Here is a 25,061-nt window from a genome sequence, read left to right as displayed (position 1 = left end):
TTCAGGGATTATATAAAGGAATCCCCAACTTTTTGTTCTGGTTTCCTTTACCAAATTGATTTTCGAAAAACCAAAATGACTCAAATCTCCGTCGTCATACCTGTTTACAATGAGCAGGAATCACTTGCCGAATTACATAACTGGATCTGCCGGGTCATGGAAGGGTACAGCTTTTCTTATGAAATCATATTTGTCAATGATGGCAGCAATGATGGTTCATGGAAGGAAATCCAAAAACTCGCCAACCTCAATCCCGCAGTAAAAGGCATCAGTTTCGGTAGGAATTATGGCAAATCTGCAGCTTTGGACATGGGCTTCAGCAGGGCTGAGGGAGAAGTGGTCATTACTTTGGATGCTGACTTACAGGACAGTCCTGATGAGATCCCGGAGCTGTACGACATGATCGTCAAAGACGGTTTTGAGATCGTATCAGGGTGGAAAAAGAAAAGACATGACCCCATCAGCAAGACGATACCGTCAAGATTTTTTAATTGGGTGACTCGGGTGATTTCGGGGATCAAACTTCATGATTTCAACTGCGGTCTGAAGGCCTACGACAAGAAAGTCGTCAAAAATATCCACCTATACGGAGAAATGCACCGGTATATCCCCTTGATCGGAAAATGGGCAGGCTTTTCCAAAATCGGTGAAAAAGTCGTCGAACACCGGCCAAGAAAATACGGCTATACCAAATTTGGTTGGGAAAGATTCCTGAACGGCTTCCTCGACCTGATTTCCGTTTCCTTTGTCAACAGGTACAAAAAGCGTCCGATGCATTTCTTCGGTACTTTGGGCTCGGTCTCCTTTTTGGCGGGTTTCTTCATCACAGGTTGGCTGATTTTTCAAAAGATCTATGGACTTTACCGGGGAACAGCCGTCAGGGAAATCACCGATCAACCCTTATTCTTTTTGGCATTGGTGGCTTTGATTGTGGGGGTTCAGTTGTTTCTGACTGGCTTCCTCGCGGAAATGATGACTTCCAACAACAGCCGAAAATCCGATTACAACATTGACTCCGAACTGAATTTCAAGGATTGATGGTTTTTTCGGTAATCATACCGGTGTACAACCGTCCCGATGAAATCAGGGAATTGCTTCAGAGTCTGACTACACAGACCTTCACAGGCTTTGAGGTGATAATCGTGGATGACGGATCTGATAATCCCTGCAAGCTTGTCGCAGAATCCTACAGAGAAGAACTCCAAGTACGTTATTTTTGGATTGAAAATATTGCCCAAGGCTTTGCCCGTAACTTCGGGATGAATCTGGCCAAAGGCGATTATTTTGTGCTTTTTGATTCCGATTGCATCATTCCTTCTCAATATTTTGAGGTTTTGGATAAAGCCATCAATACCCGAAAGCTCGATGCCCATGGTGGTCCAGACGCTGCTGAGGAAGGTTTTTCCAACTTCCAAAAAGCCATCAACTACAGCATGACCTCCCTATTAACTACAGGAGGAATCCGGGGAAAATTAAAAGATCCATCGAAGTTCCAAGCCCGTGGATTCAATATGGGCCTATCCAGAAAAGCATTTGAGGCGACCAAAGGTTTTGTCGACCCAAACAGAGGAGAGGATATCGAGCTGAGTATGCGGCTCAAAAAGTCAGGTTTCAGGTTGGAGTTGGTGGAGGAAGCTTTTGTGTACCACAAAAGGAAAAACACCTGGCAAAGTTTCTTCAGACAGAGTTATTCCTTTGGCCAAAACCGAATCAATGTCAGCCGTTACCATCGGGATGCGGTGAAGTTGGTGCATCTGATGCCGGCAGTATTTTTACTTGGTTGGATAATGGTTATTGGGTTATTGGTTATTAGTTATTGGTTTCCAGCCTTCTCGATTTTCTTGACAGCAGGGCTCTTGGTTTATTCTCTATGGATTTTAGCTGTTTTCGTTCATTCTACTTTCATAAACAAATCACCTTGGGTAGGATTACTTTCTATTTTTACAGCTTTTGGACAGCTGAGTAGCTATGGCGCAGGATTGATGACTGAATGGGTGAAGAAGGTTTTTAAGGGGTAAAATCCAATTAATTTTTTACACGCAAATAGTCAGGAAGACTGGTTGGATATTTAGGATATTAGTTTTATGTTTAGATGATTCAAATATTTCTGCAACTGTTGCTGTTTGTATTCCATATACCATACATATTGCAGTGATTTCGTGAAGCAAAACGTTAGCTGCAGGAAAAAAAAAGACAAGGCTAGAACAATGAAAATTAAATACTTCTTGATAATTATTATTTCATTATTTTCATCATGTAAGGGACAGAACAGAACTGTCCCTGTTTGGGCGAAGTTTTTCGACAAAAAGGAATATAACTTTTTTATTGACATAATTGAAGAATATTTCAAACAAAAGAACTTTGAAATTTCAATAAACGATGGAGTTGTAATTGTGGAGAATGGGGACTTTGGATTAAACAATCTTGGATTAGTTAATCTTGCACAGATTTGTAAACAGGAAAATAGAAATGTATGGAAAGAGATTGTTTCAGACCATTTCAATAGAATGATTGAAGCCAATGAATTTCAGACTGACTTTAATAAAAAAATTAAGGATTTCGAACAAATTCAAAAATATATTGGAGTGAGACTTTACCATAAAGAATATATTGAGGCAGTTGGAAAAGAAAATACGGTTTACAAAGAGCTTACAGATGAAATTGTTGAACTACTTGTTTTTGATTTACCGCATACAGTAACAAGCATTAAACCTGAAAATGTAACCGCGTGGAACAAGCAGACAAAAGAATTGTTTGATATAGGTTTCAAAAATATCAAATCCAATTATCCACTTGAAATTTCGCAACAGGATATGAAGGATTATAAAATATGGTTAATACAAAGTGATAATGTCTTTGCATCAAATATTTTACTTGATAAGAAAGACTTAAAAAAATATATCGGAAAACACGGTGCATTGATTGGTGTGCCTCATAGACATGCTGTAATTATTTATCCAATTGAAAATTTGGAGGTTGCTAAAGCTATTAACTCCTTAATTCCTATAATCAAAGGGATGAATAATGAAGGCCCAGGTTCAATAAGTGACAGGCTTTATTGGTACAAGGAAAACCAATTGATTAATTTACCTTACAATTTTCTTGACAATAAATTACAATTTTATCCACCAGATAATTTTGTATCGATGTTGAATGAATTAAAAAAGGAAGATTAATAATCTTCGGTTCCTAAATTACCTATAGGCAACAGGGGTTTTATGATTCAAGGTCAGTTTAGTGTTAGCAGACAGTTTTCGTCTCCGCAATCGCCACTTCTTAAACCCTCCAAAAGTTAGAGTGGATTAAAAGAACCCTCACATTTTTGGAAAATGTTATCTTTTGAGATAACTTTGTAAATATGGTAAGGAAGATAATTTTTTATGAAAACCACTTTATTGAATTTTATCAAAATCAAGATGAAAAGGTAAAGAGTAAGATTCAATATGTTTTTGAGATGATCAAGCAAGTGGAAAGGGTGCCAGAGAAGTTTCTCAAACATCTGGAAGGAACTGAGAGCTTGTTTGAAGTTAGAGTGGAATACCAATCAAACATTTATAGAATTTTCTGCTGCTTTGATTAAGGAAGGTTAGTCGTGCTCTTCAACGGTTTTCAAAAAAAGAGTCAAAAGACCCCAAAGAATGAAATAGAGAAAGCAGGAAGGTTAATGAAGGAATATTTTCAATCAAAGAAATAAGATTATGAAGGATTATAGCAAAGTCAAAACATTTGATGAACTGATTGAACTGGAACACGGCAAAGTCGGAAGTGAGAGCAGAAACAAGTATGAAGAAAATGCCCAGATGTTCATCATAAGCGAAATGCTTAAAGATGCAAGAAAGGAAGCGAACCTTACCCAGGAGCAATTGGCGGAAAAGGCAGGGACAAAGAAAAGTTATATCTCAAAACTTGAAAATGGAAAAGGAAATATCCAGTTGTCAACCTTGATCCGGATTTTCGAACAAGGTTTGAATAAAAGAATTGGATTAACCTTCCTTTAAAGGGGCAAAAGGAATAAGGCACTCTAACATTACCTTGGATACAGCGGGCGGTACCGACTAACTACAAACGCAATGTCTTTTAGAAGTTAAGTGTAAGCTTGAAAGGAACGTCTGCGAATGCCCGAGGTCTCCAAGCTGAATCCCGTAGGATCAAAGGGTTTTTACCCCTTTTTTTGAATCCCCCTTCTTCATTCTTAATTTTTCATTCTTTTATTCCCCCTTTTTTACAATAAAAAATCACCTCATTCTCTGGCAAAGCATTTTTCAAGACTATAGCGGGATCAAGGGTTTTGACAAAGAGGTTTTCTTGGACATCGAATTCTGATTGGCGTAATTCCAAATGGACAAGAAATTACATTTTTCGTATCATAACCGATTCAAATCGTATCAAATCGTATCATTTTGGGCTAACCTTTTTATATCAAGGATCTTTGGATTCAATTCCTGCATTGATTTTTTGAAAGAGAAGGCTAGCTTTATTATTCAAAACTAGGCCATAATCCCTCAACAATCATTTTTTTTCATCCTTCCTCCCTCACCCTTCATCCTTTACTCCCTTTTCTACAATAAAAAATCACCTCATTCTCAGGCAAAGCATTTTTGAAGACAACAGCAGGATCAAGGGTTTTGACAAAAAGGTTTTCTTGGACATCAAGTCCTGATTGACTGAGGCGCTTGGCGTAGTCATTCCCGTATTTGCGGACGTGGTCTCTTTGGCCGAAAAGTCTTTCGCGCTCGGCGGCATCGGTGATGGTTTTGTCCTCGATGGTCTCGGGAATGTCATAGACAGGGGATTGGATGATTCCCCAACCGTTTGGTTTGAGCACGCGGTTGATCTCGCTGCATGCCAGGATATCGTCGTCGACATGTTCCATGACGTGGTTACAGAATACGACATCAAAAGTATTGGCTTCAAATGGGATCTGATGGACATCCATTTTGACTTTGGCCAAAGGAGACTCAATATCAGCAGTGATGTAATCCAGATTTTTCATGGCCTCCATCCGGTCGATAAAGCAAAGCTCAGGGGCAATATGGAGTACTTTGAGTCGATGCGTAAAGAAGTTTGTCTCTTGTTGCAAAAACAACCACATCAGCCTATGCCTTTCCAAAGCAAGGCAGTTTGGGCAGAGTGCATTGTCCCGTCCTTTTCTTCCATAAGGCAAAAACTTCCGGAAAGAATGGTCACATACATTGCAGGTAACCTGATTTCCCTGATAAAAGACCGCCATAATCCGCAGGAAAAAGTGGGAAACAAGCTGCAAATATTTCCTTGGAATGTATCGGATAATAAAACTGATCAATGACTTCATATCAGGGTTTGGTCGGTTTTTGGGGAGGTAAAAACCCCAATGAGCGCGCAATTTATCAATTCCATTTCAATTTTTCGGTTTTCCGTTTCCTGCACTCAGGATAAATTATAAATTACTTTAATGGTTTTATAACATGCTTATTGGGCTGATTTTAGACTCATTTATGGCTAACTTTGACTACACCAAAATAACTGTCCAATCATGCAAAGAAAGTATATTTATACAGGACTTGGGGTGCTTGCAGCTCTGATTGTCATATACCTACTTTTTTTTTACTCAAGTAATGAGGGCAACTTCGAAATACTGACAGAAGTTAAAAAAGGGCAATTTAAAGTAGAAATCACTTCTTCAGGCGAATTGCAGGCCTTGAATTCTATAGAAATTCTTGGACCCATAGAGGCAAGGAGATACCGGATCGGGAACTTCACGATCGAAACCATGGTCGATGAGGGAACTGTAGTCAAGAAGGGAGATTTCATTGCCGCTCTTGACAAAACAGAACTTTTTGGAAGATTGGAGGACAGGCGCCTGGACTTGGAACAGACTAGGGCCGCCTACGAACAGACACAGTTGGACACCTCCTTGGTGCTCAGACTCGAAAGGGATAACCTGATCAACCTGGATTATGAAGTCGGAGCCAAAAAACTGGTTTTGGACCAGTCTCAATATGAACCGCCGGCCATCATCAAGCAAAATGAGTACAACTACCAAAAAGCCATCAGAGACCTACAACAGGCCAAAGAAAGGTATAGAATCAAATCCCTGCAGGAAAAAGCGAGGATGGTTGAGGTGTCTGCAAGGTTGAGAGAAGCGGAGTTGGAAGTTTCCCAAATGCAGGAAGCTTTGGAAAAATTCACCGTACTCGCGCCACAAAACGGCATGGTGATATACCGTCAGGGAAGGGGCGGAAAAGTAAAAGAAGGCTCACAGATCAGTTCTTGGGACCCTGTAGTAGCCACACTTCCCGATCTCAGCACGATGCAAAGCATCACTTACATCAATGAAGTGGATATCAGAAAAATCAAAGTTGGCCAATCTGTAGTAATCGGATTGGATGCTTTTCCCGATAAAATTTTGACAGGAAATGTTATTCAGGTCGCCAACGTGGGACAACAAAGGCCAAATTCGGATGCCAAGGTTTTTGAAGTTTTGGTCAGAGTCAATGAAAGTGACGACCTCCTTCGTCCCGCAATGACAACCAGCAATTCCATTTTGATAGAGGAAAAAAGTGATGTGGTCTATGTGCCTTTGGAGGCTATCAATGTAGAAAGCGACAGCATCAATTATGTCTATCTCAAAAACGGCAGCAAGCAGGAAGTAAAACTCGGCCTGGCCAATTCCAACGATGTTATCATTGAGATGGGATTGGAAGAAGGGCAGGATGTGTTCCTTTCTACTCCCGAATGGTCCCAAAATACAAGTATCAGTTTATTGGCAGAATTAAATGGGAAAAGGAACCTTAAAATCGAGGAGCCAATTTCCGTACCGGATTCCTCTATGAGAACCGGGTATCAAGTCAGGCCTGTCAATAATTAAGATACATTTATGAATATTAATTTCGACCGAAATGAAAGATTAAAAGCCAATTTCCACATAGCCTTGGAAGCGGTCTTAGCCAATAAATTAAGGTCTTTGCTGACGGCTTTGGGGATAATTTTTGGAGTTGCGGCTGTGATTGCGATGCTTGCCATCGGCAACGGCGCCCAACAGGAAATCCTCGAGCAAATCAGGCTGGTCGGTGTCAACAACATCGTGATTACACCTGTGGTCAATCAAATTGAGGAAAATCTGGCCGAAGAATCAGACCTGGAAGAGGAAAGGGGGAAGTTTTCGCCCGGACTGAAACTTTCCGATGTCGAATCCATCATGAAGACCATTCCTGGAATCAAAAAAATCAGCCCTGAAATCGTATTGGAAACCAACCTAGTCAAAAGTGGAATCAGGCGCTCAGCCAAGTTGGTAGGCGTCACTCCGGCCTATTTTGAAGTCTTGGATTTCAAACTTCGGGAAGGAAAAATGTTTACCGAATCCAATCTTCTCCTCGGTGCGCCTGTCTGTATCATTGGAAGGTCGGTTCAGACCAAATTTTTTTCAAAGGAAAACCCAATCGGAAAGATGATCAAAAGCGGAAACCAATGGCTTGAAGTCATTGGTGTGATGGAGGAAAGGTTGGTCTCCGAGCAGAGCATTTCCAAATTGGGTATCAGAGATTTCAACATGGACGTTTATGTACCTATCCAAACGATGCTGATCAGGTTCAAAAACAGGGATTTGGTGACAGGAGCGGCAGTTTTGGATGGGGAGCAGTTGACGACCAATACAGACCCAAATTACCATCAGATTGACAAAATAGTGGTTCAGGTAGAGGAAAGCGAATCCCTCAATCCCACTGCCGAGGTGATTTCCAAGCTTTTGGAGAGAAGGCATATGATGGTGGTAGACTTTGAGATTACGATTCCTGAGCTCTTGCTGAAGCAACAGCAGCGTACCCAGAACATCTTTAACATTGTCCTTGGGGCCATTGCAGGGATATCACTTTTGGTCGGAGGGATAGGAATTATGAACATCATGTTGGCCTCTGTGATGGAAAGGATTAAAGAAATAGGATTAAGGCTTTCGTTAGGTGCAAAAAAATCCGATATTGTCAATCAGTTTCTGTTTGAAGCCGTCATGATCAGCATCACAGGAGGGATTATAGGGGTAATATTGGGGATTTTATTGGCCCATTTGGTATCCACCTTTGGGGATTTCCCGACCATCATTACCCTTCCTTCGATATTGCTTTCTTTTGGCGTCGCAGCGACCGTCGGTTTGGTTTTTGGAATCGCTCCGGCAAGAAAAGCAGCAATGCAGGACCCTATAACTTCTTTAAGGTATGAGTAAACAGTATTATTGGAGTGCTTTATTTGTTTGGTTGGTTGTTTTCCCCTTCCAATCTTTTTCTCAAGAAAGAATTACCTTCACCCTCGAGGACATGGTAGCAAGGGCAAAGGCGAGGTCCCCGGCAGCCCTTCGCGCACAAACCCGTAAAGAAAACAGGTATTGGAATTACCGTTTTTACCAATCCAATTACAATCCACAGCTAAGACTGAGCGGAACGATTCCCGGATTTTCACAGGCATTCAACAATGTTACCCAACCTGACGGAACCATTGAATTTAGGGAAGTAAGGCAAAATTTCATGGATCTTGAATTGGGCATCGAACAGGAAATAGCTGCCACGGGTGGTAACATTTCGGTCAATTCTTCCACGACCAAGTTTGACAATTTCCTTGCACCTGCAGGAAGTCCTCAAACCCAATGGAGCGGAATTCCGGTCAATGTGCGTTTGTCCCAACCGTTTTTTGCTTATAATCCCTTGAAATGGGATAGAAAAATCGAACCACTTGTCTATGAGGAAAGCAAGCGGGGATATGTGGAAGAAATGGAACAGATCGGAATGACGGTGACAGAACTGTTTTTTGATTTTCTGATTTCCCAAGTCAATCTGGAGATCGCCACCAAAAACCTTGTCAATACGCAAGAAATCCTCAAAATAGAGCAAGGAAGGTATAATATCGGAACCACATACGAAGACAAATTGCTGCAGGTAGAGCTGCAGGTGTTACAGGCAAGACAGGATTTGGCACAGGCTAACCTTGACTTGGAGGCCAATAGCCTTCGGCTCAAATCTTATATTGGGCTCAATGATGCCGAGGAAATAAGCTTGATTCCTCCGCAAATCGTACCCGACCTGACCATCGATGTGGAGGAAGCCATCGAATTTGCTTTTCTCAACAGGGCCGATGCCATGGGGTTTGACAGAAGAAAACTGGAAGCACAGGCCGGATTGGCGCAAGCGAGAGGCGAAAGATTCAATGTCCTGATGAATGCAAGTTATGGTCTCAACAATGCGGGATTGACATGGGGTGATATCTATATCGATCCAAACAGGCAGGTATTGCTCAACCTTGGATTCTCTATCCCGATTTTGGATTGGGGAAGGAATAAGGCCCGAATGGGACAGGCGGAAGCCAACAAGCAATTGGTGGAATACACGGTCGAGCAGGACATCATCAATTTTGAGCAGGAGATATTTACCAAAGTCAAGAACTTTGACATGATGCATGACCGTCTCGAAATCACCAAACTTTCAGATCAGGTGGCTGACAAGCGCTATGAAATTTCCTTGAGAAGGTACCAAAACGGAAATGTGACCATCACAGACCTGAATATTGCACAGCAGGAAAAAGACCAAAACCGAAGGGCTTATATCCAGTCTTTGAGGGATTATTGGACAGCTTTCTATGAAATGCGACAGTTGACATTGTATGATTTTGAATACAGGCAGCTGCTTTACAATCCTGATGCGGAGGATTGAAAAAGACCCGGAACCTATTCAGATTCCGGGTCTTTTTTTATCTGGGATGGAAGCCTTCCTGACTTCTTCAGCGCCTCATGGATGATCCATTCCAGCTGCCCATTGGCACTCCGGAACTCATCTTCTGCCCATTTTTCGACAGCTTTCATGAGATTTTCATCTATCCTTAAGGCGAATGGTTTTTTAGCTGCCATAATTTTTTGTTTGGTAATCTTTAAACATGGCTATGGCTTTTTTGGCCTCCTCAGGTTTGTGTGTGCCAATTAGAAATTTTTTATTCTTTGTTTTGACCATGATGCCAAATTTCCCTCCGGTATTGTATGCCCAGGAATCAAAATTGTACCTGATACCCCAGCCTCCATATTCCCATAGTGAATTGTATTCCTTCAGTTCCATGGATTCTATTTCCTTGAAGTTGTATTTTCTGTTTCTGACAAAAGGGAAATAGCTAAAAGACAAAGAATGGGAATCTATAGTCGTCTTGAGGGTTAGGGAAAGAAACAATGCAAACACAAGACCAATGATTCCCATAGGGATCATTATATCTGAATATTTTACTTCTTCAAGACTAAAAGCACTAAAAAAAACGACGCCTGCTACAAAGACCAAAAGCATCCAAATCCACAATTGGTTGAATCTCTGGGTTTCTTTGAAAGTGTAATTAGCCATTTTTTTCACTGTTTATTTTTTGTATACCTTTTGTTGCCGCTAATGATTGAAAACTCGGATTGAAGATCCAGAGTACCGGCTATGGACTGTCGACTATGGACTGTCGACTATGTGAATATGCCTGATTTTGGTTGACACTTTTCTGTCCAGTGTCATTTTAAATCTTCATTTTCTTTCCAATAAGAAATCATTTCATCCACTTCTCTGGGTTTGTGCGTACTAAAAACCAGTTTCTTTTTTGCAAGCTGAACTTCAACAACATGGTCTGCAAAGAAAATATAGGCTTTGGTTTTTCGGGAGAACCTGACTCCTACGCCACCGTATTCCAATAATCCATCCATTTTTTTGACTTCAATGGATTTCATTTCATTCGGGGAGATTTTTGTCCATCTGTTTAGGAAAGGAGGATTTCTGTAGGATAATCCATCGGTTGTCAATCTCAATTCTAATCTGATATTCATCAAAAGAGTGAACACTATGACCATGAGGCTAAATACAAATCCCATGATGAAAGGTCCGTCTTCTCCCAACTTGCCTGTCTGCCATAAGACACCCAAAAGAATCAGGGTAGGCAATTCCAATAGGATAATTCCATACATCAGAATTGTGCCTCTAAATCCCTGTACTTCATTGACTACCATACGGGGTTATTGATTGAGTGTTCCCACATTCAAAACCGGACTCGCACTTCTGTCCGAGCAGAGGACGACCATCAGGTTACTGACCATGGCTGCTTTTTTTGATTCTTCAAAGTCGATAATGCCTTTGATTTTGAGGTCTTCCAATGCCATTTCGACCATGCCCACTGCGCCGTCCACGATCATTCTTCGTGCAGCGACGATAGCTGTGGCCTGTTGTCTCTGTAGCATGGCGGAGGCGATTTCGGAAGCATAAGCGAGATGGGAAATCCTTGCCTCAATCACTTTGATCCCGGCGGATTTTAACCTGTCGGAAATTTCTGCTTCTAGGGAATGGTTGACTTCCTCTACCCCTGACCGGAGTGTGATTTCTGCATGTTGGTGCTCAAAATCATCGTAAGGATAAAGTCCCGCCATTTTTCTGACCGCAGCATCTGTCTGTAAGTGGACGAAGTTTTCATAATCTTCGACTTCAAAGGAAGCCTTGAAGGTATTCTCCACCTGCCAGACGACGATCGTGCCGACCATGACCGGGTTACCGATTTTGTCGTTGACTTTCAGCGGCTTGTTCTCAAAGTTTTTGACACGGAGAGAGATTCTCTTTTTGGTCATTAATGGATTGACCCAAAAGAAACCGGTGTCCTTCACCGTGCCTTTATACGCACCGAAGAGGACGAGCACCATGGCCATGTTGGGTTGTAAAGTAAAAAACCCTGGAGTAATCATTATAAAGGCAAATCCGAGGACCACCCCCAAAAGATGCCATTCATTGATAAATGAAAATGCAGTGGCCGGAATCAGTGCAATGACCACCAAAACCATCAAGTAGCCGGAAATAGGTTTAGTTATTTTTTCCATATTGTTATGATATTAAAATGATATCATTGCAATATACTTTCTTTGATTTAAAAAGTTGCATGCAAGAGGGAAATATTTTTGTTAGGCCCCTTGATTTTCTTTGAAAAAGGCAAGACAAATAATTTTTAGGGTATAGTTAATTATATTTGTTAAAACCGAATCCTAATGAAAGCCATAGAAATCAAAGCCAAAACAGACAAAAACGGGAATTTATTGATTTCTGAAAAGCTTCATTTTTCAAATAAAGAGGTGAGGGTTTTGATTTTGGTTGAGGACGAGGATATTGATGAAAAATCTTGGTTAAAAGCACTTTCCAAAAACCCTTCTTTTGATTTTTTGTCTGAACCCGAAGAGGATATTTATACAACCAAACACGGAAAGCCATTTCATGATTAGAAATTTTTTTATTTTTTATCAAAATGAGATACAATCCAAATTAAAATTACTTTTTGGGATTAAATCATGTTGAGCAATGGTTTGATTTATCGACTAATCTGTTAATTTTGGATTATGTTCAAAAGTCCCTTTTCCCAAATTCTAGTTTTTGTTGGTTTCATAGCCCTGTTTTCCTGTGGAGAAAAGGCTTCTGATGAAATATATGTTGGGAAACTTGAAGAATTGGTTACAGGCGATCTACTCGTCAAGAAAGATAGTTTGACAAAAAATATAGAAGTCAAACAGGTAATCCATCATCAAGGAATTGATTTTATCATTTCCTTGGCTGATAGGGAGAGGACGATCCAGTATTATTCAATCCTAACCGGAGAAAAAGTCAAGGAAATCAAACTTCCTTTTGATGGGCCAAACAGCTTCAAAGGTTACATTGGCTTGTTAATAGCTGAAGGGATGGATTCCTTGACCATAGTAAATATGGACGGTTGGTTTTATGACTATTATCAAGGTAATAGAATAAAAGAGGAACGTATTGATTCGAAACTGGAATTTCCAAATACGTATTACAGTAGCATGTACCATGGAAGGAGGAACAATTTTACCAAAGTATCTGAAAGTCAGTATCAAATTTCAGTGGTTCCACTGGTTGCACCAAGTATCAATTTTTCAGGAAAAATAAAAGCCTTTGATAAAATCGAAGAATGGATTATCACCTTTGAGTCGAAAGAAAACAAGGCAGGTGTCCAGAATCTTATTTTTCCTTTTGGATATAGATCAGATTTTGTTGAAGACCACTTGTCTTATCCGCCAATCGTTGAAATTATGGACAGTAAGAATTATGTTTTATTTCCATATTCTGATTCCGTATTTGTCATGTCCGATTTCAAAATAGTTGACAGAAAAAAACTAGACTCCGGAGTTGAATTTAATTTCATTGGCAGTGAAAACATCGTAAGAGGGGAGTACGGTTATGTTGAATTAAAAAAAGAGGCTAGTTCTCATTTAGATTTTCTTTACGATAAGTACAGAAATGTATTTATCAGGATTTCAAAAATAAATGAATCCGGCGCTGGTGAAACTACCCGTGAAAGAACAAAACATCACCTACTCAGCATATATGATGAGGACCTAAATCCATTATCCGAATACACTTTCGAATATGGTCCCGGCTCCAAATTGGAAAATTACTTTATAGCTTCAGACGGTTTTTATCTGAATAAACCCGAACAACCCAATGAAGACCAATACGAGTTTTACAGATTGGATCTCAGCAAAATCAAAAAACCCTGACCGGGATATTCCGCTCAGGGTTTTTGAACATTATAAATTCTAAATTTTCTAGTTTCTCGCCTCTCGCTTCTAGTCTCTCGCCTCTCAGGTAAGCATCGCACCATCTACTTGGATGACTTGTCCTGAGATATACGAACTCATATCCGAAGCCAGGAATACGCAGGCATTGGCAACTTCTTCCGGTTGGCCGCCCCGCTTCATCGGAATACCGTCTCTCCAGCCTTGGACAGTTTTCTCATCCAATACAGCAGTCATTTCCGTTTCGATAAAACCCGGTGCCACGGCATTTGCCCTGATATTTCTTGATCCCAATTCTAAAGCTACAGATTTGGTAAAACCGATAATCCCGGATTTGGAGGCTGCATAATTGGCCTGACCGGCATTGCCTTTGATGCCGACGACGGAAGTGATGTTGATGATGGAACCTGACTTGGCTTTCATCATTGGACGCGTTGCAGCTTTGACGGTATTAAAGCAGGATTTGAGGTTGACTCCGATGACTTCATCCCAAGCTTCCTCGGTCATTCTCATCAGGAGATTGTCGCGTGTGATACCGGCATTGTTGACCAAGATGTCCAAACTTCCGAATTCCGTCACCACGCCGTTGACAAGTTCCTCGGCAGCTTTGAAGTCAGAGGCATCCGAACGGTACCCTTTTGCTTTGATCCCGAAGGCTGTCAATTCTGTCTCAAGTGCCTGTCCTTTTTCTACACTTGACAGGTAAGTGAAGGCCACATTTGCACCTTCTTGGGCGAATCTTACAGCTATTGCTTTACCGATTCCTTTGGATGCCCCGGTGATCAGAGCTGTTTTTCCGCTTAATAATCCCATGTTATTTTCTTTGGTTGGTTTCTGTTAAAAACCCAAAAATAAGAAAAATTTGATTCAATGATTGCTCACGCAGAGACGCGAAGACGCAAAGGAGTGAATAATGTATAATGATGAATGCACTCTACGCGTCATTTTGAATCTAGGGTACGAGGATGAAGAATCTCGTTTATCAGAGACCCTTCGCTTCACTCAGGGTGACGTCACATGAAATCAATAATTGGTAACATCCCGAAACCTTTACCCCCCTTTGCGGTAAAGGAATAAAATATTGAAGCAAGCACAATTGTTTTGGTCGCGTAAATGAATCTTATTTAGCAAAGTCTCATGTCTCAAATCTCCCATCTTATGTCTTTGTTTGATTTTTTTCTCAGCCTAAAAGCCCTATTTTTGCGAAGCTTATTTTAATATTAACCAGTAAGAATATGTCTTCAACAAAATATGATGTGATTGTTTTGGGTTCCGGTCCGGGTGGGTATGTAGCGGCGATCCGCGCTTCTCAGTTGGGTCTGAAAACTGCCATAGTGGAAGCCGCCGAGTTAGGTGGTATATGTCTGAACTGGGGTTGTATTCCTACCAAAGCTTTGATCAAAAGTGCGCAGGTTTTCGAATACATCAGCCATTCTGAAGATTATGGCATCAAGGTTAAAGGTGCGGAAGTGGATTTCCCAAGCATGATCAAAAGAAGCCGTGATGTAGCAGCCGGAATGTCCAAAGGAGTTCAGTTTTTGCTTAAGAAGAATAAAATAGACCAGATTTTAGGTTGGGGCAAAGTACAGCCCGGCAAAAAAATCGAAGTCTCAGACAGCGAAGGTAAAAAAACCGTCTATGCCGCAGACCATATCATCATCGCGACAGGCGGCCGTGCAAGAGAACTTCCCGCAGTGAAGATTGACAACGATAAAATCATCGGTTACCGTAAGGCAATGGTTTTGGAAAAGAAACCTGGTAAAATGGTTGTTGTAGGTTCCGGTGCGATAGGAGTTGAGTTTGCTTACGTCTACAGTTCTATCGGCACTGAGGTGACGATCGTGGAGTTTTTGGACAGGATCGTGCCCAATGAAGATGAGGAAGTATCCAAAGCATTGGAAAAAATATATAAGAAAAACGGCATCAAAATCATGACCTCCACGGAGGTGACTGCGGTGGACACCAAAGGCAAAGGATGCAAGGTGACCGTCAAGGATAAGAAAGGCACAGAAACAGTCATCGAATGCGACGTGGTCCTATCCGCTGTCGGAGTAGTGTCCAATGTCGAAAATATCGGATTGGAGGATGTCGGGATTTTGGTGGAAAGAGGAAAAATCAAAGTTGACGAATTCTACAAGACCAATATGCCCGGTTACTATGCCATCGGTGATGTGACTACAGGCCCGGCTTTGGCACACGTGGCTTCAGCTGAGGGAATCATCTGCGTAGAAAAAATCGCCAACCACCATCCTGAACCGCTGGATTATAACAATATCCCCGGATGTACTTATTGTATTCCTGAGATTGCCTCAGTCGGATATACTGAAGCCAAAGCAAAAGAAGCAGGCTATGAAGTGAAAGTCGGCAAGTTCCCTTTCTCTGCCTCAGGAAAAGCTTCCGCTGCAGGCGCTAAGGACGGTTTTGTGAAATTGATTTTCGATGCCAAATACGGAGAGCTTCTTGGCGCTCATATGATCGGAGCCAATGTAACGGAAATGATCGCTGAGATCGTTGCGATCCGCAAATTGGAGACTACGGGTATGGATTTGATAAAGACGGTCCACCCGCATCCAACGATGTCAGAAGCCATCATGGAAGCCGCAGCTCAGGCCTATGGTGAAGTGATCCACCTTTAATTCAGATTGCTTTTTAAGAATAAACGAAGCCCGGAAGTCTTTCCGGGTTTTTGTTTTTTATCCTAAATCTTATTTAAATTGAACCAACCATGGAACTCCAAATATCCACACCTGCCCTTCTTTTTTCGGCGATTACCCTGATGATGCTCGCTTTTACCAACAGGTTTTTGGCCGTTGCGAGTTTGATAAGGGGACTTCATAAAAAATTTCTGGAAAACCCCGATCAGGAAATTATCATTGAACAGATTCACAACCTCAAGCGTCGTCTCAGCATGATCAAATACATGCAACTGTGCGGGGTATTGAGTTTTTTCCTTTGTGTCATATGTATGTACCTCATATTTCGAGAAATTCAGCCTGCAGCGGATTATGTGTTTATTGCAAGTATGCTGACGCTATTAATTTCCCTGGCGATATCTTTGGTGGAGGTTTTCATCTCCAATCAAGCCCTCGAACTTGAATTGCAGGACATGGAAAACATATTTGAAAAGCGAAAAAGCAGCCTTGATTTTTGGTTCAAAAAAGATAAAAGTGATGAGTAAATTCAACAACATATTCAGAATTGTATTGCCGGGATTGATCCTTTTATCCTGTAATACTTCCAAACCGGGAAATACCAATACAAATCCAAAACCTATTGAATTTAGGATTGGCGTAGAATCGACAAAGGAGGCCAAAGAGTTTTACTCTTGGACTTCAGACCGGATTCCATTGGTCAGCGCGCACCGCGGTGGACCTTATCCCGGTTTTCCTGAAAATGCCATTGAGACCTTTCAAAACGTCATCGAACATACTCCTTCCATCATTGAATTTGATGTGGCACTTTCCAAAGACTCTGTTTTGGTTTTGATGCACGACAATACTTTGGAGAGGACGACCAATGGTTCAGGAAAAGTCATTGACCTAGCTTTTGAGGAAATCAGGAAACTGAAGCTGTTGGATAATGATCGAAAAGAAACAGATTTTCAAGTTCCTACTTTGGAAGAAGCATTGATTTGGGGCAAAGGAAAGGTGTTGTTTACGGTGGACATCAAGCGTGAAGTTCCGTTTGAAATGGTCGTGGATGCCATCAAAAAATATCAGGCGGAAGCTTATGCTGCCGTCATCACATACAGTGTGGACGCTGCCAAGAAAGTTCATAGTCTTCATCCCGAATTGATGCTTTCTGTCACCATCCGCAATGAGGAAGAATTGAAAAGATTTGAGGAATCCGGTATACCTGTGGAGCAATGGATTGCTTTTACAGGCACTTCCGAAAGAAGCCCCGAGTTCAACGCAAAGTTGCATGAAATGGGGGTTTTTACGATTTTGGGAGTACTTGGTAACTTGGATAAAAGTGCGGTTGCAAGAGGAGATCAAATTTATGTTGATTTTGTCAAAAACGGAGCAGATATCCTTGCCACCGATCGCCCGATTGAGGCAGCAGAGGCGATCAAATCCTTGATTCCTGAGAAAAGCTCGAAAAGTAAATTCTTTGGAAATAAAGTAGAAATACGGTAGAAATAAAGTTGAAATAAATTGAATTAGAGTGGAAATAAGGTTGAAATACAATGGAAATACGATAGAAATAAGGTTGATATACAATTGAAATAGAGTAGAAATATGATAGAAATAAAGTTGAAATATGGTAGAAATACGATTGAAATAAAGTTGATATAAAATGGAAAATAAGGCTTGATGCTGTAAGATTATTTCGCCGTAGGCATATTTCCACTTATTTCGCAAAGCGTATTTCAATAAAATACATATTTCGGCGCAAACATATTTCCACCTTAATTTCGCGTAGCATATTTCTTTTAAACCAATTCATCCAAATGATTATAGACTTACGTTCAGATACTCTGACCAAACCAACCCAAGGCATGTTGGAAGCCATGTGGTCAGCACAAGTTGGCGATGATGTATTTGGGGAAGACCCGACTGTCAATGCCTTGGAGCAGAAGTTGGCTGATATGTTTGGCATGGAGGCGGGACTTTTTTGCCCTTCCGGTACCATGACCAATCAGATTGCGATCCGTCTCCATACCTGGGCACAGACCGAACTGATCTGCCACAAATTTTCCCATATTTACCTCTATGAAGGTGGGGGCATCATGTCCAATTCCCATGCTTCGGTAAAACTTTTGGATGGGGAATATGGAAAAATTAGTCCTTCTGACATTGCCGATGCCATCAATCCTGACGATGTCCATGCGCCCGAGACTACCTTGGTTTCTCTCGAAAATACCATGAACAAAGGCGGTGGCAGTATTTATACTTTAGAAGAAATCCAACCGATCCGAACCCTTTGCGAAAAGCACGGGATTAAACTCCACCTGGACGGAGCAAGGATTTTCAATGCTTTGGTAGTCACCGGCGAAAGTCCCAAAGCTTGGGGAGCGATGTTCGAAACCATTTCGGTTTGCCTGAGTAAAGGATTGGGTTGTCCGGTGGGTTCTGTCCTTCTGGGGTCAAAAGAAGATATCAAGCGTGCCAGAAAAGTCAGAAAATCTTTTGGTGGCGGAATGAGGCAGGCGGGTTTTTTGGCGGCAGCGGGAATCTATGCCCTCGATAACCAAATCAAAAGATTGGCCGATGACCATTATAGGGCAAAGAAATTAGGACAGATCCTGGAGCAACATCCTATGGTTTCGGAAGTTTTTCCAGTTGTCACCAATATCGTCATCGCAAGATTGAAGGGCATCACTCCGGCCGAAATGCTTCAAAAGTTGGATGCCGTAGGCATCAAAGCCGTCCGCTTTGGCAAAGACCAAATCAGGTTTGTTACCCACCTGGATTTTGGGGACGAGGGATTGGAAGAGTTTGGGAGAAGGATCAGAGGTTTGTGATTTTCTTTTTTCTAATCTTCTCGAATTTGTATATTTAAATCAAAAAATAAAATAATGATCACAAAAGAGAAAGTATTACAAACCTTAAAAGAGATGCCTGACCAATTTTCGATTGATGATTTGATGGATAAACTTATCCTGATCAATAAAATTGAAATCGGAATTGACCAAGTTTCCAAAGGTGAGACATTTTCAAGTGAAGAGGCTAAGAAAATGATTAAAGAATGGTCAAAGTAAAATGGTCCAAAGAAGCAATTGAAAATATTTTTGAAATCCGAGAATATTATATGAAGGTTTCTCCAAAATTTTCAGAATTGCTTACCGATCAAATTTTTGAAAAGGAGGTTTTATTAATGTCATTTCCAAAAATTGGAAGGATCGTCCCCGAGATAAATAATGAAAATGTCAGGGAAATCATCTTTAAAAACTATAGGATTATATACAGTCTTTTCGACGAAAAAAACATAAACATCATAGCGGTTCATAGCTCTTCCAAGCCGCTTTCTGAAGGCTCAATTTTTGGCTAAATTGAATGTTTTTTGATTCAATAATGGTCTGAGCACAGTAGAAAAAAAATCGAATTGTTTTCCACTCAAAATAAAAATGACGGTTTCGATAACCTCTACGAAAAACACACCCATTCCTCACAAGTATTAAAACAAAAAAAGCCCGCATTTCTGCGAGCTTCTCTGTACCCAGAGCCGGAGTCGAACCGGCACGAGTGTAACCTCATTGGTGTTTGAGACCAACGCGTCTACCAATTCCGCCATCTGGGCATTTCAATCATTTTCCGTCCCTTTCTGAACGGGATGCAAATATGAGTAAAGATTTTTTTTCCTGCAACACCTTTCAGGGCAGTTCTTGGATTTTTTTGGAACTGAAAGCAACAGGTTTTTCTGCAAAAAGGGTTTTGGTAAATGACCATACGGATTTAAACAACTCGGAATCACGGTATTGGTTCAGAGCTCCCTCACTTTGCCAATGGCTGTAGGTCATGAAAATATTTTTGTTGTTCTCGTCCTGCCACAGTTCCAGATGGCTACAACCGGGAAAATTCCTGATTTTTTGCTTGTTGGCTTCAAAATTTTCTAAGAAAGCTTTGACAGCTTCCTCCCTAAAGGTCATCCTTACCACCCGGACCAGCATATTATTCGGCTTCAAAATTTATAAAAACAGGACTGTCATGTCTTAATCCCAACAAATCCGCCCCATGTCCATGGTTGATGCCGATTTCCAGGAGTTCGATGCTGTTGAAGAAAGCAAAGCAATCGCCTGCGTCTACATTGTCATAGGTTTTGTTGAGTCTGTTGATTCTTTCCCTGCCAAATTCCACGTTGTATTTACCGGGATTGAGTTTGTCAAAAACCTCTTTGGGAATATTGGTAATCAGGTTGCCATAGTTATCGATACGGATGACGTGGCCTATTATCTGTTTTTTGGTGGCTTTGAATTGCCTAGGGATCATTTTTTTGATCTGCATCAGCGGACCGCCAAAATCATGGATGGCAGCACCGGAGGCCACTTTGGCCGCGATGGGCGCAAGGATGTCTTTTACAGGGAAAGTGCTTTCTTTGATATGCACTTCGGAGAAAAGAACACAAATCCCCGGATCATAATCGGATAGCAGACTGAGGACTCCGTTGTTTGGTCCCAAGAAAATATGTTCTTCCAACTTGATACCTATATAACCCTCTGTGCTGGCGCTTGTGCTGTTCATGGCCACCAGGTGAACAGTGCCTTTTGGGAAATCTCTATAGATTGCTTTCAAGACAAAAGCTGCATGTGCAATGTCGTATATGTCGACTTTGTGCGTGATGTCGACAATATTCAATTGTGGGTTGATGGATAACATTTTGGCCTTTACAGCCGGCACATAGTAGTCGGCGTCTCCAAAATCTGAGGTGAATGTTATCAATGCCATGGAAGCAAGTCTGTTAAAATTTTGTACTTTTGTACAGGTGTCAACAAAATTAGGAATTTTATGCTTACACCCTCTATAGACTTCACAATTCAAGGAAATTAGATTGGTAGAAAAAATAATCACTCTGGAAAACATCCCGCTACTGGACTTTTTAGGCTCAGAAAACGAGAACATCCGTCGCATTGCTGATGCTTTTCCCCAAAGCAAAATAGTATCCCGAGGCAATGAAATCCGTATTCAGGGACGTGCCCCCGAGATTCTCCGAATCAATGATTTGATCAATATGCTTCTGCAGCATTTTCACAGGTTTGGTCATGTGACCCCAGACAATGTAAAAGAATATATTGCTTTGGAAGGTCAGCCTTTCGAAGAAAATGAAAAGAATGACGTCATTCTCTACGGTAACAAGGGGCTTGTCGTCAAGCCCAAATCTCCCAACCAACGCAAACTTGTAGAGTCAGCTTTTAAAAACGACCTGGTGTTTGCATTGGGTCCTGCCGGTACAGGTAAGACCTATATCGCTGTGGCGCTGGCTGTCAGGGCATTGAAAAACAGAGAAGTCAAAAGAATCATCATCACCCGCCCGGCTGTGGAGGCAGGCGAAAATCTGGGATTCCTTCCGGGTGACCTACAGGAAAAACTGGATCCCTATTTAAGACCGATTTATGATGCTTTGGCCGACATGGTGCCTGCTGAGAAGCTCAAATATTACCAGGAAACAAGAGTCATAGAAATCGCTCCTCTTGCCTACATGAGAGGGAGAACTTTGCATGATGCTTTTGTCTTGTTGGATGAGGCGCAGAATACTACAAGTGAGCAGATCAAAATGTTCCTTACCCGGATGGGCCCCAATTCCAAGGTTATCATTACAGGTGACCAAACCCAAGTGGACCTTCCCACCAAAAAGAAATCCGGACTCACTGAAGCCTTGCATATCCTCAAAGATGTCAAAGGAATCGGCGTTGTAAGCCTGAGTGGAAAGGATGTCATCAGGCATAAATTAGTCAAATCGATCATTGAAGCATACGAAAAAGATGAATCCCAAAGAGACGAAAGAAGAGAAGCAAATCTCCGTAGAAAAAGTAGTGACGAAGGAGCAGCTTAAAACAGTTTTTGGCATCCGAGAAGAAGTTTTTGTCATCGAGCAAGAAGTGGATCCTGCTGAGGAATATGATGAGTTTGAGGATACTTCCATTCATTTTTTAGCAAAATCAAAAGGAGAACCTGCCGGAACTGCAAGATGGAGATTCACTGACAAAGGCGTGAAACTTGAGCGCTTTGCAGTATTGAAACCTATGCGCGGAAAAGGTGTGGGCTTTGCCTTGGTCGATGCAGTAGTGGGGGATATCAAACTTCACCCGGATTCAAAAGGCAAAAAACTATACTTACATGCCCAATTGGACGCCATGCCGCTATATGCGAAATTTGGATTTCAGAAAGTTGGCGACATGTTTGAGGAGTGTAATATCAAACATTTTAAAATGGAATTATACCTTTGATATTCGAAAGAATAAATTTTACCGTAAACCGACACTTTTGATATGAAAAAATTATTGTTTGCAGTTACATGTTTTGTCTTTTTTCAGGGCAACATCCGTGCTCAATCCTTGGAAGATCCGAAAGGTGAGATCAGGCTTAATTTTCTAAACACTATTGTTCTTGGCTCTGTGGAGTTGGGATATGAGAAGTTTTTAAAACCTGATCAATCATTGGGACTTGAAGTCCATCTCAATGACCGATTCGGTTATAGGACTCAGGGTAATGGCAGTAATTTTTCTGCCACCTCGTTTTTGGCTTCCTACAACTTTTATTTTGCAGGAAACAACGACGGGAAGGTATATATCTCCCCGTATTTCAAATACCGAATCGGAGAATTTACCGAAGTGGTAAATAATGCCAATGTGGTAACTAGTCTGAACAGTGCTTATATTGGTTTGATAGCAGGTTACAGGTGGAACTTTAATAATTTCGCTTTTGGACCTTTTGGGGCAATCGGCCGGGGCTTATCACAAAGCGTGGCTGACAGGTTTTCAATAATTGAGCTGAAGGCAGGTTTCAACGTCGGTTACCGTTTCTAAAAAATATTAAACGTTTAAATTAGGGGCAAAGGAGTCAGAGATGACTCCTTTTTCTTTTTTTGTTTTTAAATTCCGAGAAACAATTTTCCCATGCGTTTTTCGGAGTTTCCATTTTTGCGATATGCTCTATTCTTTATCCTCGGGATAGTTTTGTATCCTGTTTTAAGCCAAATCGGAATTTGGGTTATAATTGGAGTTGCAGCCGCTTCCGGTTTGATTTACCTTTTTTTGGTTTTTGCCAATGACGATCGCAGAAGGTATAAATTCCAGATCATCCTTCCACTTTTAGCTTACCTCCAATTGGCCGCAGCCGGTTTTTTTTCCACTTACCAAAAAGACATCAAAAATCACCAAAATCACCTTTTGAATTCCGAAAAAGATATCAAGGCATATCTCGGAACAGTAATCAGCAATGACGAACCAAAGCCCAATTCGACAGCAAACAGGATCAATGTCAAAAAGGTATTTGACGGGAAAGTCTGGGAAGAAAAACAGGGAGAAGTTTTGATTTACCACCGCTCAGCTCAGGGACTTTCTTCCGGTGATTTGGTTCTGGTATCAGGAAGTCCGCAAAAAATACAAGGGCCAACCAATCCATTTGAATTTGATTACCGCAAATTCATGCAAAACCAACAGGTCTCTCACCAGCATTTTATCGGTGAAAAATTTGAAAAAATAGGAAGGCTGACTGAAAACCCCATCGAGACTTTTTTTATCAACATCAGGTCCGAAATCCTCTCGGGAATGGACAGTCTCATATATAACAGGCAGGCAAATCAGGTAGCGAAGGCGATTTTGTTGGGACAAAAGAAAGACATGGATCGGGATATTTCAGATGCCTATGTCACTGCAGGTGCGATGCATATTCTGGCAGTTTCCGGATTGCATGTCGGGATTGTGTATGGATTCTTTTTTCTATTCATAAAACCGTACAGGCTTAAAGTCAAAAAAAGGGTCATTTACCTTAGCATGATTATTTTATTGATTTGGGGATATGCCTTGTTGACCGGGATGTCGCCTTCAGTCATGCGGGCTGCGACGATGTTCTCGCTGATGGCTTTGGCACAGATGAAATCCCGAAACCCTTCCATCTTCAATGCCATCGCCTTGTCAGCGGTGGTTTTATTAGTGTATGATCCTTTTCTGATCTATGCTGTCGGGTTTCAGCTTTCCTACCTGGCACTGATCGGAATTTTGGTGATTCAGCCCTTATTGGTGCGTCTTTGGAGTCCTAAAAACAGGATTGTAGACTATATCTGGCAAATTACAACAGTCAGTTTTGCCGCACAACTGGCCACTTTTCCGATATCGGCTTACTACTTTCACGTCTTCCCTACCTATTTTGCAATCGCCAACTTGGTGGCCATTCCCGGGGCATTTTTGATGATGGCTTTGGGGGTTCCCCTTATGGTTTTGATCAAGGTCCCTTACATTTCTTTGGTCTTGGCTTGGGTGACAGAAAAAACGATTATTGTGGTCAATACGCTGATTTTTTGGTTTCAGGGACTGCCTGGTTCGAGGATTTCAGATATTTATTTTTCTTCAAGTTTCATTTGGGTGTATTGGCTGATGCTTTCATTATTCATTTTATTATGGCTCTATCCCGGAAGGAAAATGGCCTATACTTTATTGGTATTGTTAGGATTGGTTGGGATTTCGCGGCTGGTTTTTGCTTTTATTCCAAAGGAGAAAAATGAAATTACTTTATATGCTGCCGGAAAAGGAATGGCCCTAGATTACCATATCGGTGAAACTCTTTTTTGGTATGACCAAGCTTCAGAACAGGATGTCAGCTTCAAAGTACTGCCAAACAGAAATGCGTCAAAGGCCAAATCCAGATTTCCAATGGTTGCTTTTGAAACCGCAAAAGGGCTTGAAATCCCGATTCCCCGACAGAATCAAAATCTTGTAATTCAAAACAACACCATTCACTTTGCCGGAGAGGTCATTGATTTTTCAATTTTTAGATGGGAGGAAAACAAATGGACATCTGTTACCAAATCGGATTCTATTTTGATTGATTCGCATTCGTACAAAATAATATTAAACTCACCCTAATCT

27 protein-coding genes, 1 tRNA gene and 1 pseudogene are annotated in these 25,061 nt (G+C 41.3%); 20 read left to right on the top strand and 9 right to left on the bottom strand.

From position 1 onward, the window contains the following. The first annotated feature begins 75 nt into the window (after window positions 1-75). The 5 genes and pseudogenes from MMU05_RS12520 to MMU05_RS12500 all read left to right on the top strand — a co-directional run bounded on the left by MMU05_RS12520 (window position 76) and on the right by MMU05_RS12500 (window position 3,998). The gene (locus MMU05_RS12520) at window positions 76-1,038 is read left to right on the top strand and encodes a glycosyltransferase family 2 protein (protein WP_241142020.1); all 963 of its coding nucleotides are present in this window, start codon (window positions 76-78) and stop codon (window positions 1,036-1,038) included. Further along, the gene (locus MMU05_RS12515; protein WP_241142019.1) at window positions 1,038-2,018 is read left to right on the top strand and encodes a glycosyltransferase family 2 protein; all 981 of its coding nucleotides are present in this window, start codon (window positions 1,038-1,040) and stop codon (window positions 2,016-2,018) included. The genes MMU05_RS12520 and MMU05_RS12515 overlap by 1 nt, the downstream gene beginning before the upstream one ends. 189 nt (window positions 2,019-2,207) lie before the next feature. Next, the gene (locus MMU05_RS12510) at window positions 2,208-3,176 is read left to right on the top strand and encodes a hypothetical protein (protein ID WP_241142018.1); all 969 of its coding nucleotides are present in this window, start codon (window positions 2,208-2,210) and stop codon (window positions 3,174-3,176) included. 182 nt (window positions 3,177-3,358) lie between these two features. Beyond that, a pseudogene (locus MMU05_RS12505) lies at window positions 3,359-3,694 on the top strand (type II toxin-antitoxin system RelE/ParE family toxin). Between the two features lie 4 nt (window positions 3,695-3,698). Further along, window positions 3,699-3,998 (top strand): helix-turn-helix domain-containing protein, encoded by a 300-nt coding sequence (locus tag MMU05_RS12500; protein WP_241127113.1) that lies wholly within the window; start codon window positions 3,699-3,701, stop codon window positions 3,996-3,998. Between the two features lie 542 nt (window positions 3,999-4,540). Here the strand turns inward: MMU05_RS12500 and MMU05_RS12495 are convergent. After that, window positions 4,541-5,311 carry a class I SAM-dependent methyltransferase gene (locus tag MMU05_RS12495; protein WP_241142017.1) on the bottom strand — a complete coding sequence of 257 codons (771 nt, stop codon included), beginning with the start codon at window positions 5,309-5,311 and terminating at the stop codon, window positions 4,541-4,543. Window positions 5,312-5,512: 201 nt separating this feature from the next. Between MMU05_RS12495 and MMU05_RS12490 the strand changes: the two genes are divergently transcribed. The 3 genes from MMU05_RS12490 to MMU05_RS12480 are packed head-to-tail and all read left to right on the top strand — an operon-like array spanning window position 5,513 to window position 9,671. Then, a complete protein-coding gene (locus tag MMU05_RS12490; RefSeq protein ID WP_241142016.1) occupies window positions 5,513-6,847 on the top strand; it encodes an efflux RND transporter periplasmic adaptor subunit in 1,335 nt (444 codons plus the stop codon). 9 nt (window positions 6,848-6,856) lie between these two features. Then, window positions 6,857-8,194 carry an ABC transporter permease gene (locus MMU05_RS12485; RefSeq protein WP_241142015.1) on the top strand — a complete coding sequence of 446 codons (1,338 nt, stop codon included), beginning with the start codon at window positions 6,857-6,859 and terminating at the stop codon, window positions 8,192-8,194. Then, complete coding sequence (locus MMU05_RS12480) at window positions 8,187-9,671, top strand: TolC family protein (RefSeq protein ID WP_241142014.1); 1,485 nt, start codon at window positions 8,187-8,189, stop codon at window positions 9,669-9,671. Before MMU05_RS12485 ends, MMU05_RS12480 begins: the two co-directional genes overlap by 8 nt. A gap of 14 nt (window positions 9,672-9,685) precedes the next feature. Here MMU05_RS12480 and MMU05_RS12475 read toward each other — a convergent pair whose 3' ends face one another. The 4 genes from MMU05_RS12475 to MMU05_RS12460 all read right to left on the bottom strand — a co-directional run bounded on the left by MMU05_RS12475 (window position 9,686) and on the right by MMU05_RS12460 (window position 11,836). Then, complete coding sequence (locus MMU05_RS12475; RefSeq protein WP_241142013.1) at window positions 9,686-9,865, bottom strand: type II toxin-antitoxin system antitoxin; 180 nt, start codon at window positions 9,863-9,865, stop codon at window positions 9,686-9,688. Beyond that, entirely contained in the window at window positions 9,855-10,340 is a 486-nt protein-coding gene (locus tag MMU05_RS12470) for a hypothetical protein (protein ID WP_241142012.1), read from the bottom strand. Before MMU05_RS12470 ends, MMU05_RS12475 begins: the two co-directional genes overlap by 11 nt. 152 nt (window positions 10,341-10,492) lie before the next feature. Beyond that, entirely contained in the window at window positions 10,493-10,981 is a 489-nt protein-coding gene (locus MMU05_RS12465) for a hypothetical protein (RefSeq protein WP_241142011.1), read from the bottom strand. A gap of 6 nt (window positions 10,982-10,987) precedes the next feature. Beyond that, window positions 10,988-11,836, bottom strand: a complete 849-nt coding sequence (locus MMU05_RS12460; RefSeq protein WP_241142010.1) for an SPFH domain-containing protein — start codon at window positions 11,834-11,836, stop codon at window positions 10,988-10,990. Between the two features lie 165 nt (window positions 11,837-12,001). On the opposite strand from MMU05_RS12460, the gene MMU05_RS12455 reads away from it, so the two are divergent. Both MMU05_RS12455 and MMU05_RS12450 read left to right on the top strand, forming a co-directional pair. Beyond that, entirely contained in the window at window positions 12,002-12,232 is a 231-nt protein-coding gene (locus MMU05_RS12455) for a hypothetical protein (RefSeq protein WP_241142009.1), read from the top strand. Window positions 12,233-12,346: 114 nt separating this feature from the next. Continuing rightward, window positions 12,347-13,519 carry a DUF4221 domain-containing protein gene (locus tag MMU05_RS12450; RefSeq protein ID WP_241142008.1) on the top strand — a complete coding sequence of 391 codons (1,173 nt, stop codon included), beginning with the start codon at window positions 12,347-12,349 and terminating at the stop codon, window positions 13,517-13,519. 84 nt (window positions 13,520-13,603) lie between these two features. Here the strand turns inward: MMU05_RS12450 and fabG are convergent, their stop codons facing one another. After that, window positions 13,604-14,350: a 3-oxoacyl-[acyl-carrier-protein] reductase gene (gene fabG, locus MMU05_RS12445; protein ID WP_241142007.1), complete on the bottom strand. Its 747-nt coding sequence runs from the start codon at window positions 14,348-14,350 to the stop codon at window positions 13,604-13,606. 422 nt (window positions 14,351-14,772) lie between these two features. On the opposite strand from fabG, the gene lpdA reads away from it, so the two are divergent. The 6 genes from lpdA (at window position 14,773) to MMU05_RS12415 (ending at window position 19,528) form a co-directional block, all read left to right on the top strand. Then, window positions 14,773-16,173: a dihydrolipoyl dehydrogenase gene (gene lpdA, locus MMU05_RS12440; RefSeq protein WP_241142006.1), complete on the top strand. Its 1,401-nt coding sequence runs from the start codon at window positions 14,773-14,775 to the stop codon at window positions 16,171-16,173. Window positions 16,174-16,262: 89 nt separating this feature from the next. Beyond that, on the top strand, window positions 16,263-16,715 hold the full coding sequence (locus MMU05_RS12435) for a DUF2721 domain-containing protein (protein WP_241142005.1): 453 nt from the start codon (window positions 16,263-16,265) through the stop codon (window positions 16,713-16,715). Then, window positions 16,708-17,673: a glycerophosphodiester phosphodiesterase family protein gene (locus MMU05_RS12430; protein ID WP_241142004.1), complete on the top strand. Its 966-nt coding sequence runs from the start codon at window positions 16,708-16,710 to the stop codon at window positions 17,671-17,673. Before MMU05_RS12435 ends, MMU05_RS12430 begins: the two co-directional genes overlap by 8 nt. A gap of 314 nt (window positions 17,674-17,987) precedes the next feature. Further along, a complete protein-coding gene (locus MMU05_RS12425) occupies window positions 17,988-19,001 on the top strand; it encodes a threonine aldolase family protein (RefSeq protein WP_241142003.1) in 1,014 nt (337 codons plus the stop codon). Between the two features lie 93 nt (window positions 19,002-19,094). Next, window positions 19,095-19,238: a hypothetical protein gene (locus MMU05_RS12420; RefSeq protein ID WP_241142002.1), complete on the top strand. Its 144-nt coding sequence runs from the start codon at window positions 19,095-19,097 to the stop codon at window positions 19,236-19,238. Then, window positions 19,226-19,528, top strand: a complete 303-nt coding sequence (locus MMU05_RS12415) for a type II toxin-antitoxin system RelE/ParE family toxin (protein ID WP_241142001.1) — start codon at window positions 19,226-19,228, stop codon at window positions 19,526-19,528. Before MMU05_RS12420 ends, MMU05_RS12415 begins: the two co-directional genes overlap by 13 nt. Before the next feature lie 165 nt (window positions 19,529-19,693). Here the strand turns inward: MMU05_RS12415 and MMU05_RS12410 are convergent. The 3 genes from MMU05_RS12410 to MMU05_RS12400 form a co-directional block, all read right to left on the bottom strand. Then, window positions 19,694-19,777, bottom strand: a tRNA-Leu gene (locus MMU05_RS12410). 73 nt (window positions 19,778-19,850) lie between these two features. After that, entirely contained in the window at window positions 19,851-20,147 is a 297-nt protein-coding gene (locus tag MMU05_RS12405) for a putative quinol monooxygenase (protein WP_241142053.1), read from the bottom strand. 1 nt (window position 20,148) lies between these two features. Beyond that, window positions 20,149-20,922, bottom strand: a complete 774-nt coding sequence (locus MMU05_RS12400) for an SAM hydrolase/SAM-dependent halogenase family protein (RefSeq protein ID WP_113925806.1) — start codon at window positions 20,920-20,922, stop codon at window positions 20,149-20,151. A 103-nt stretch (window positions 20,923-21,025) separates the two neighbouring features. Here MMU05_RS12400 and MMU05_RS12395 point away from each other — a divergent pair, with 103 nt between their 5' ends. The 4 genes from MMU05_RS12395 (at window position 21,026) to MMU05_RS12380 (ending at window position 25,058) form a co-directional block, all read left to right on the top strand. After that, window positions 21,026-22,027, top strand: a complete 1,002-nt coding sequence (locus MMU05_RS12395; RefSeq protein WP_241142000.1) for a PhoH family protein — start codon at window positions 21,026-21,028, stop codon at window positions 22,025-22,027. Beyond that, window positions 21,957-22,421: a GNAT family N-acetyltransferase gene (locus MMU05_RS12390; RefSeq protein WP_241141999.1), complete on the top strand. Its 465-nt coding sequence runs from the start codon at window positions 21,957-21,959 to the stop codon at window positions 22,419-22,421. Before MMU05_RS12395 ends, MMU05_RS12390 begins: the two co-directional genes overlap by 71 nt. Before the next feature lie 42 nt (window positions 22,422-22,463). Next, a complete protein-coding gene (locus MMU05_RS12385; protein WP_241141998.1) occupies window positions 22,464-23,000 on the top strand; it encodes a DUF3575 domain-containing protein in 537 nt (178 codons plus the stop codon). A gap of 90 nt (window positions 23,001-23,090) precedes the next feature. Continuing rightward, complete coding sequence (locus MMU05_RS12380) at window positions 23,091-25,058, top strand: ComEC/Rec2 family competence protein (protein WP_241141997.1); 1,968 nt, start codon at window positions 23,091-23,093, stop codon at window positions 25,056-25,058. Window positions 25,059-25,061 lie beyond the last annotated feature (3 nt).

The organism is Cognataquiflexum rubidum (genome assembly GCF_022538115.1).
Taxonomy (GTDB): domain Bacteria; phylum Bacteroidota; class Bacteroidia; order Cytophagales; family Cyclobacteriaceae; genus Cognataquiflexum; species Cognataquiflexum rubidum.
This window is presented reverse-complemented; position numbering and strand designations above follow the sequence as displayed.

Bases quoted from the DNA above. Each gene is read 5' to 3' on its own strand.
- lpdA (WP_241142006.1), top strand. From the start codon at position 14,773: ATGTCTTCAACAAAATATGATGTGATTGTTTTGGGTTCCGGTCCGGGT.
- MMU05_RS12415 (WP_241142001.1), top strand. From the start codon at position 19,226: ATGGTCAAAGTAAAATGGTCCAAAGAAGCAATTGAAAATATTTTTGAA.
- MMU05_RS12460 (WP_241142010.1), bottom strand. From the start codon at position 11,836: ATGGAAAAAATAACTAAACCTATTTCCGGCTACTTGATGGTTTTGGTG.
- MMU05_RS12455 (WP_241142009.1), top strand. From the start codon at position 12,002: ATGAAAGCCATAGAAATCAAAGCCAAAACAGACAAAAACGGGAATTTA.
- MMU05_RS12490 (WP_241142016.1), top strand. From the start codon at position 5,513: ATGCAAAGAAAGTATATTTATACAGGACTTGGGGTGCTTGCAGCTCTG.
- MMU05_RS12435 (WP_241142005.1), top strand. From the start codon at position 16,263: ATGGAACTCCAAATATCCACACCTGCCCTTCTTTTTTCGGCGATTACC.
- MMU05_RS12465 (WP_241142011.1), bottom strand. From the start codon at position 10,981: ATGGTAGTCAATGAAGTACAGGGATTTAGAGGCACAATTCTGATGTAT.
- MMU05_RS12520 (WP_241142020.1), top strand. From the start codon at position 76: ATGACTCAAATCTCCGTCGTCATACCTGTTTACAATGAGCAGGAATCA.
- MMU05_RS12470 (WP_241142012.1), bottom strand. From the start codon at position 10,340: ATGGCTAATTACACTTTCAAAGAAACCCAGAGATTCAACCAATTGTGG.
- MMU05_RS12510 (WP_241142018.1), top strand. From the start codon at position 2,208: ATGAAAATTAAATACTTCTTGATAATTATTATTTCATTATTTTCATCA.
- MMU05_RS12500 (WP_241127113.1), top strand. From the start codon at position 3,699: ATGAAGGATTATAGCAAAGTCAAAACATTTGATGAACTGATTGAACTG.
- MMU05_RS12385 (WP_241141998.1), top strand. From the start codon at position 22,464: ATGAAAAAATTATTGTTTGCAGTTACATGTTTTGTCTTTTTTCAGGGC.
- MMU05_RS12405 (WP_241142053.1), bottom strand. From the start codon at position 20,147: ATGCTGGTCCGGGTGGTAAGGATGACCTTTAGGGAGGAAGCTGTCAAA.
- MMU05_RS12450 (WP_241142008.1), top strand. From the start codon at position 12,347: ATGTTCAAAAGTCCCTTTTCCCAAATTCTAGTTTTTGTTGGTTTCATA.
- fabG (WP_241142007.1), bottom strand. From the start codon at position 14,350: ATGGGATTATTAAGCGGAAAAACAGCTCTGATCACCGGGGCATCCAAA.
- MMU05_RS12495 (WP_241142017.1), bottom strand. From the start codon at position 5,311: ATGAAGTCATTGATCAGTTTTATTATCCGATACATTCCAAGGAAATAT.
- MMU05_RS12425 (WP_241142003.1), top strand. From the start codon at position 17,988: ATGATTATAGACTTACGTTCAGATACTCTGACCAAACCAACCCAAGGC.
- MMU05_RS12390 (WP_241141999.1), top strand. From the start codon at position 21,957: ATGAATCCCAAAGAGACGAAAGAAGAGAAGCAAATCTCCGTAGAAAAA.
- MMU05_RS12420 (WP_241142002.1), top strand. From the start codon at position 19,095: ATGCCTGACCAATTTTCGATTGATGATTTGATGGATAAACTTATCCTG.
- MMU05_RS12475 (WP_241142013.1), bottom strand. From the start codon at position 9,865: ATGGCAGCTAAAAAACCATTCGCCTTAAGGATAGATGAAAATCTCATG.
- MMU05_RS12485 (WP_241142015.1), top strand. From the start codon at position 6,857: ATGAATATTAATTTCGACCGAAATGAAAGATTAAAAGCCAATTTCCAC.
- MMU05_RS12380 (WP_241141997.1), top strand. From the start codon at position 23,091: ATGCGTTTTTCGGAGTTTCCATTTTTGCGATATGCTCTATTCTTTATC.
- MMU05_RS12430 (WP_241142004.1), top strand. From the start codon at position 16,708: ATGAGTAAATTCAACAACATATTCAGAATTGTATTGCCGGGATTGATC.
- MMU05_RS12515 (WP_241142019.1), top strand. From the start codon at position 1,038: ATGGTTTTTTCGGTAATCATACCGGTGTACAACCGTCCCGATGAAATC.
- MMU05_RS12400 (WP_113925806.1), bottom strand. From the start codon at position 20,922: ATGGCATTGATAACATTCACCTCAGATTTTGGAGACGCCGACTACTAT.
- MMU05_RS12480 (WP_241142014.1), top strand. From the start codon at position 8,187: ATGAGTAAACAGTATTATTGGAGTGCTTTATTTGTTTGGTTGGTTGTT.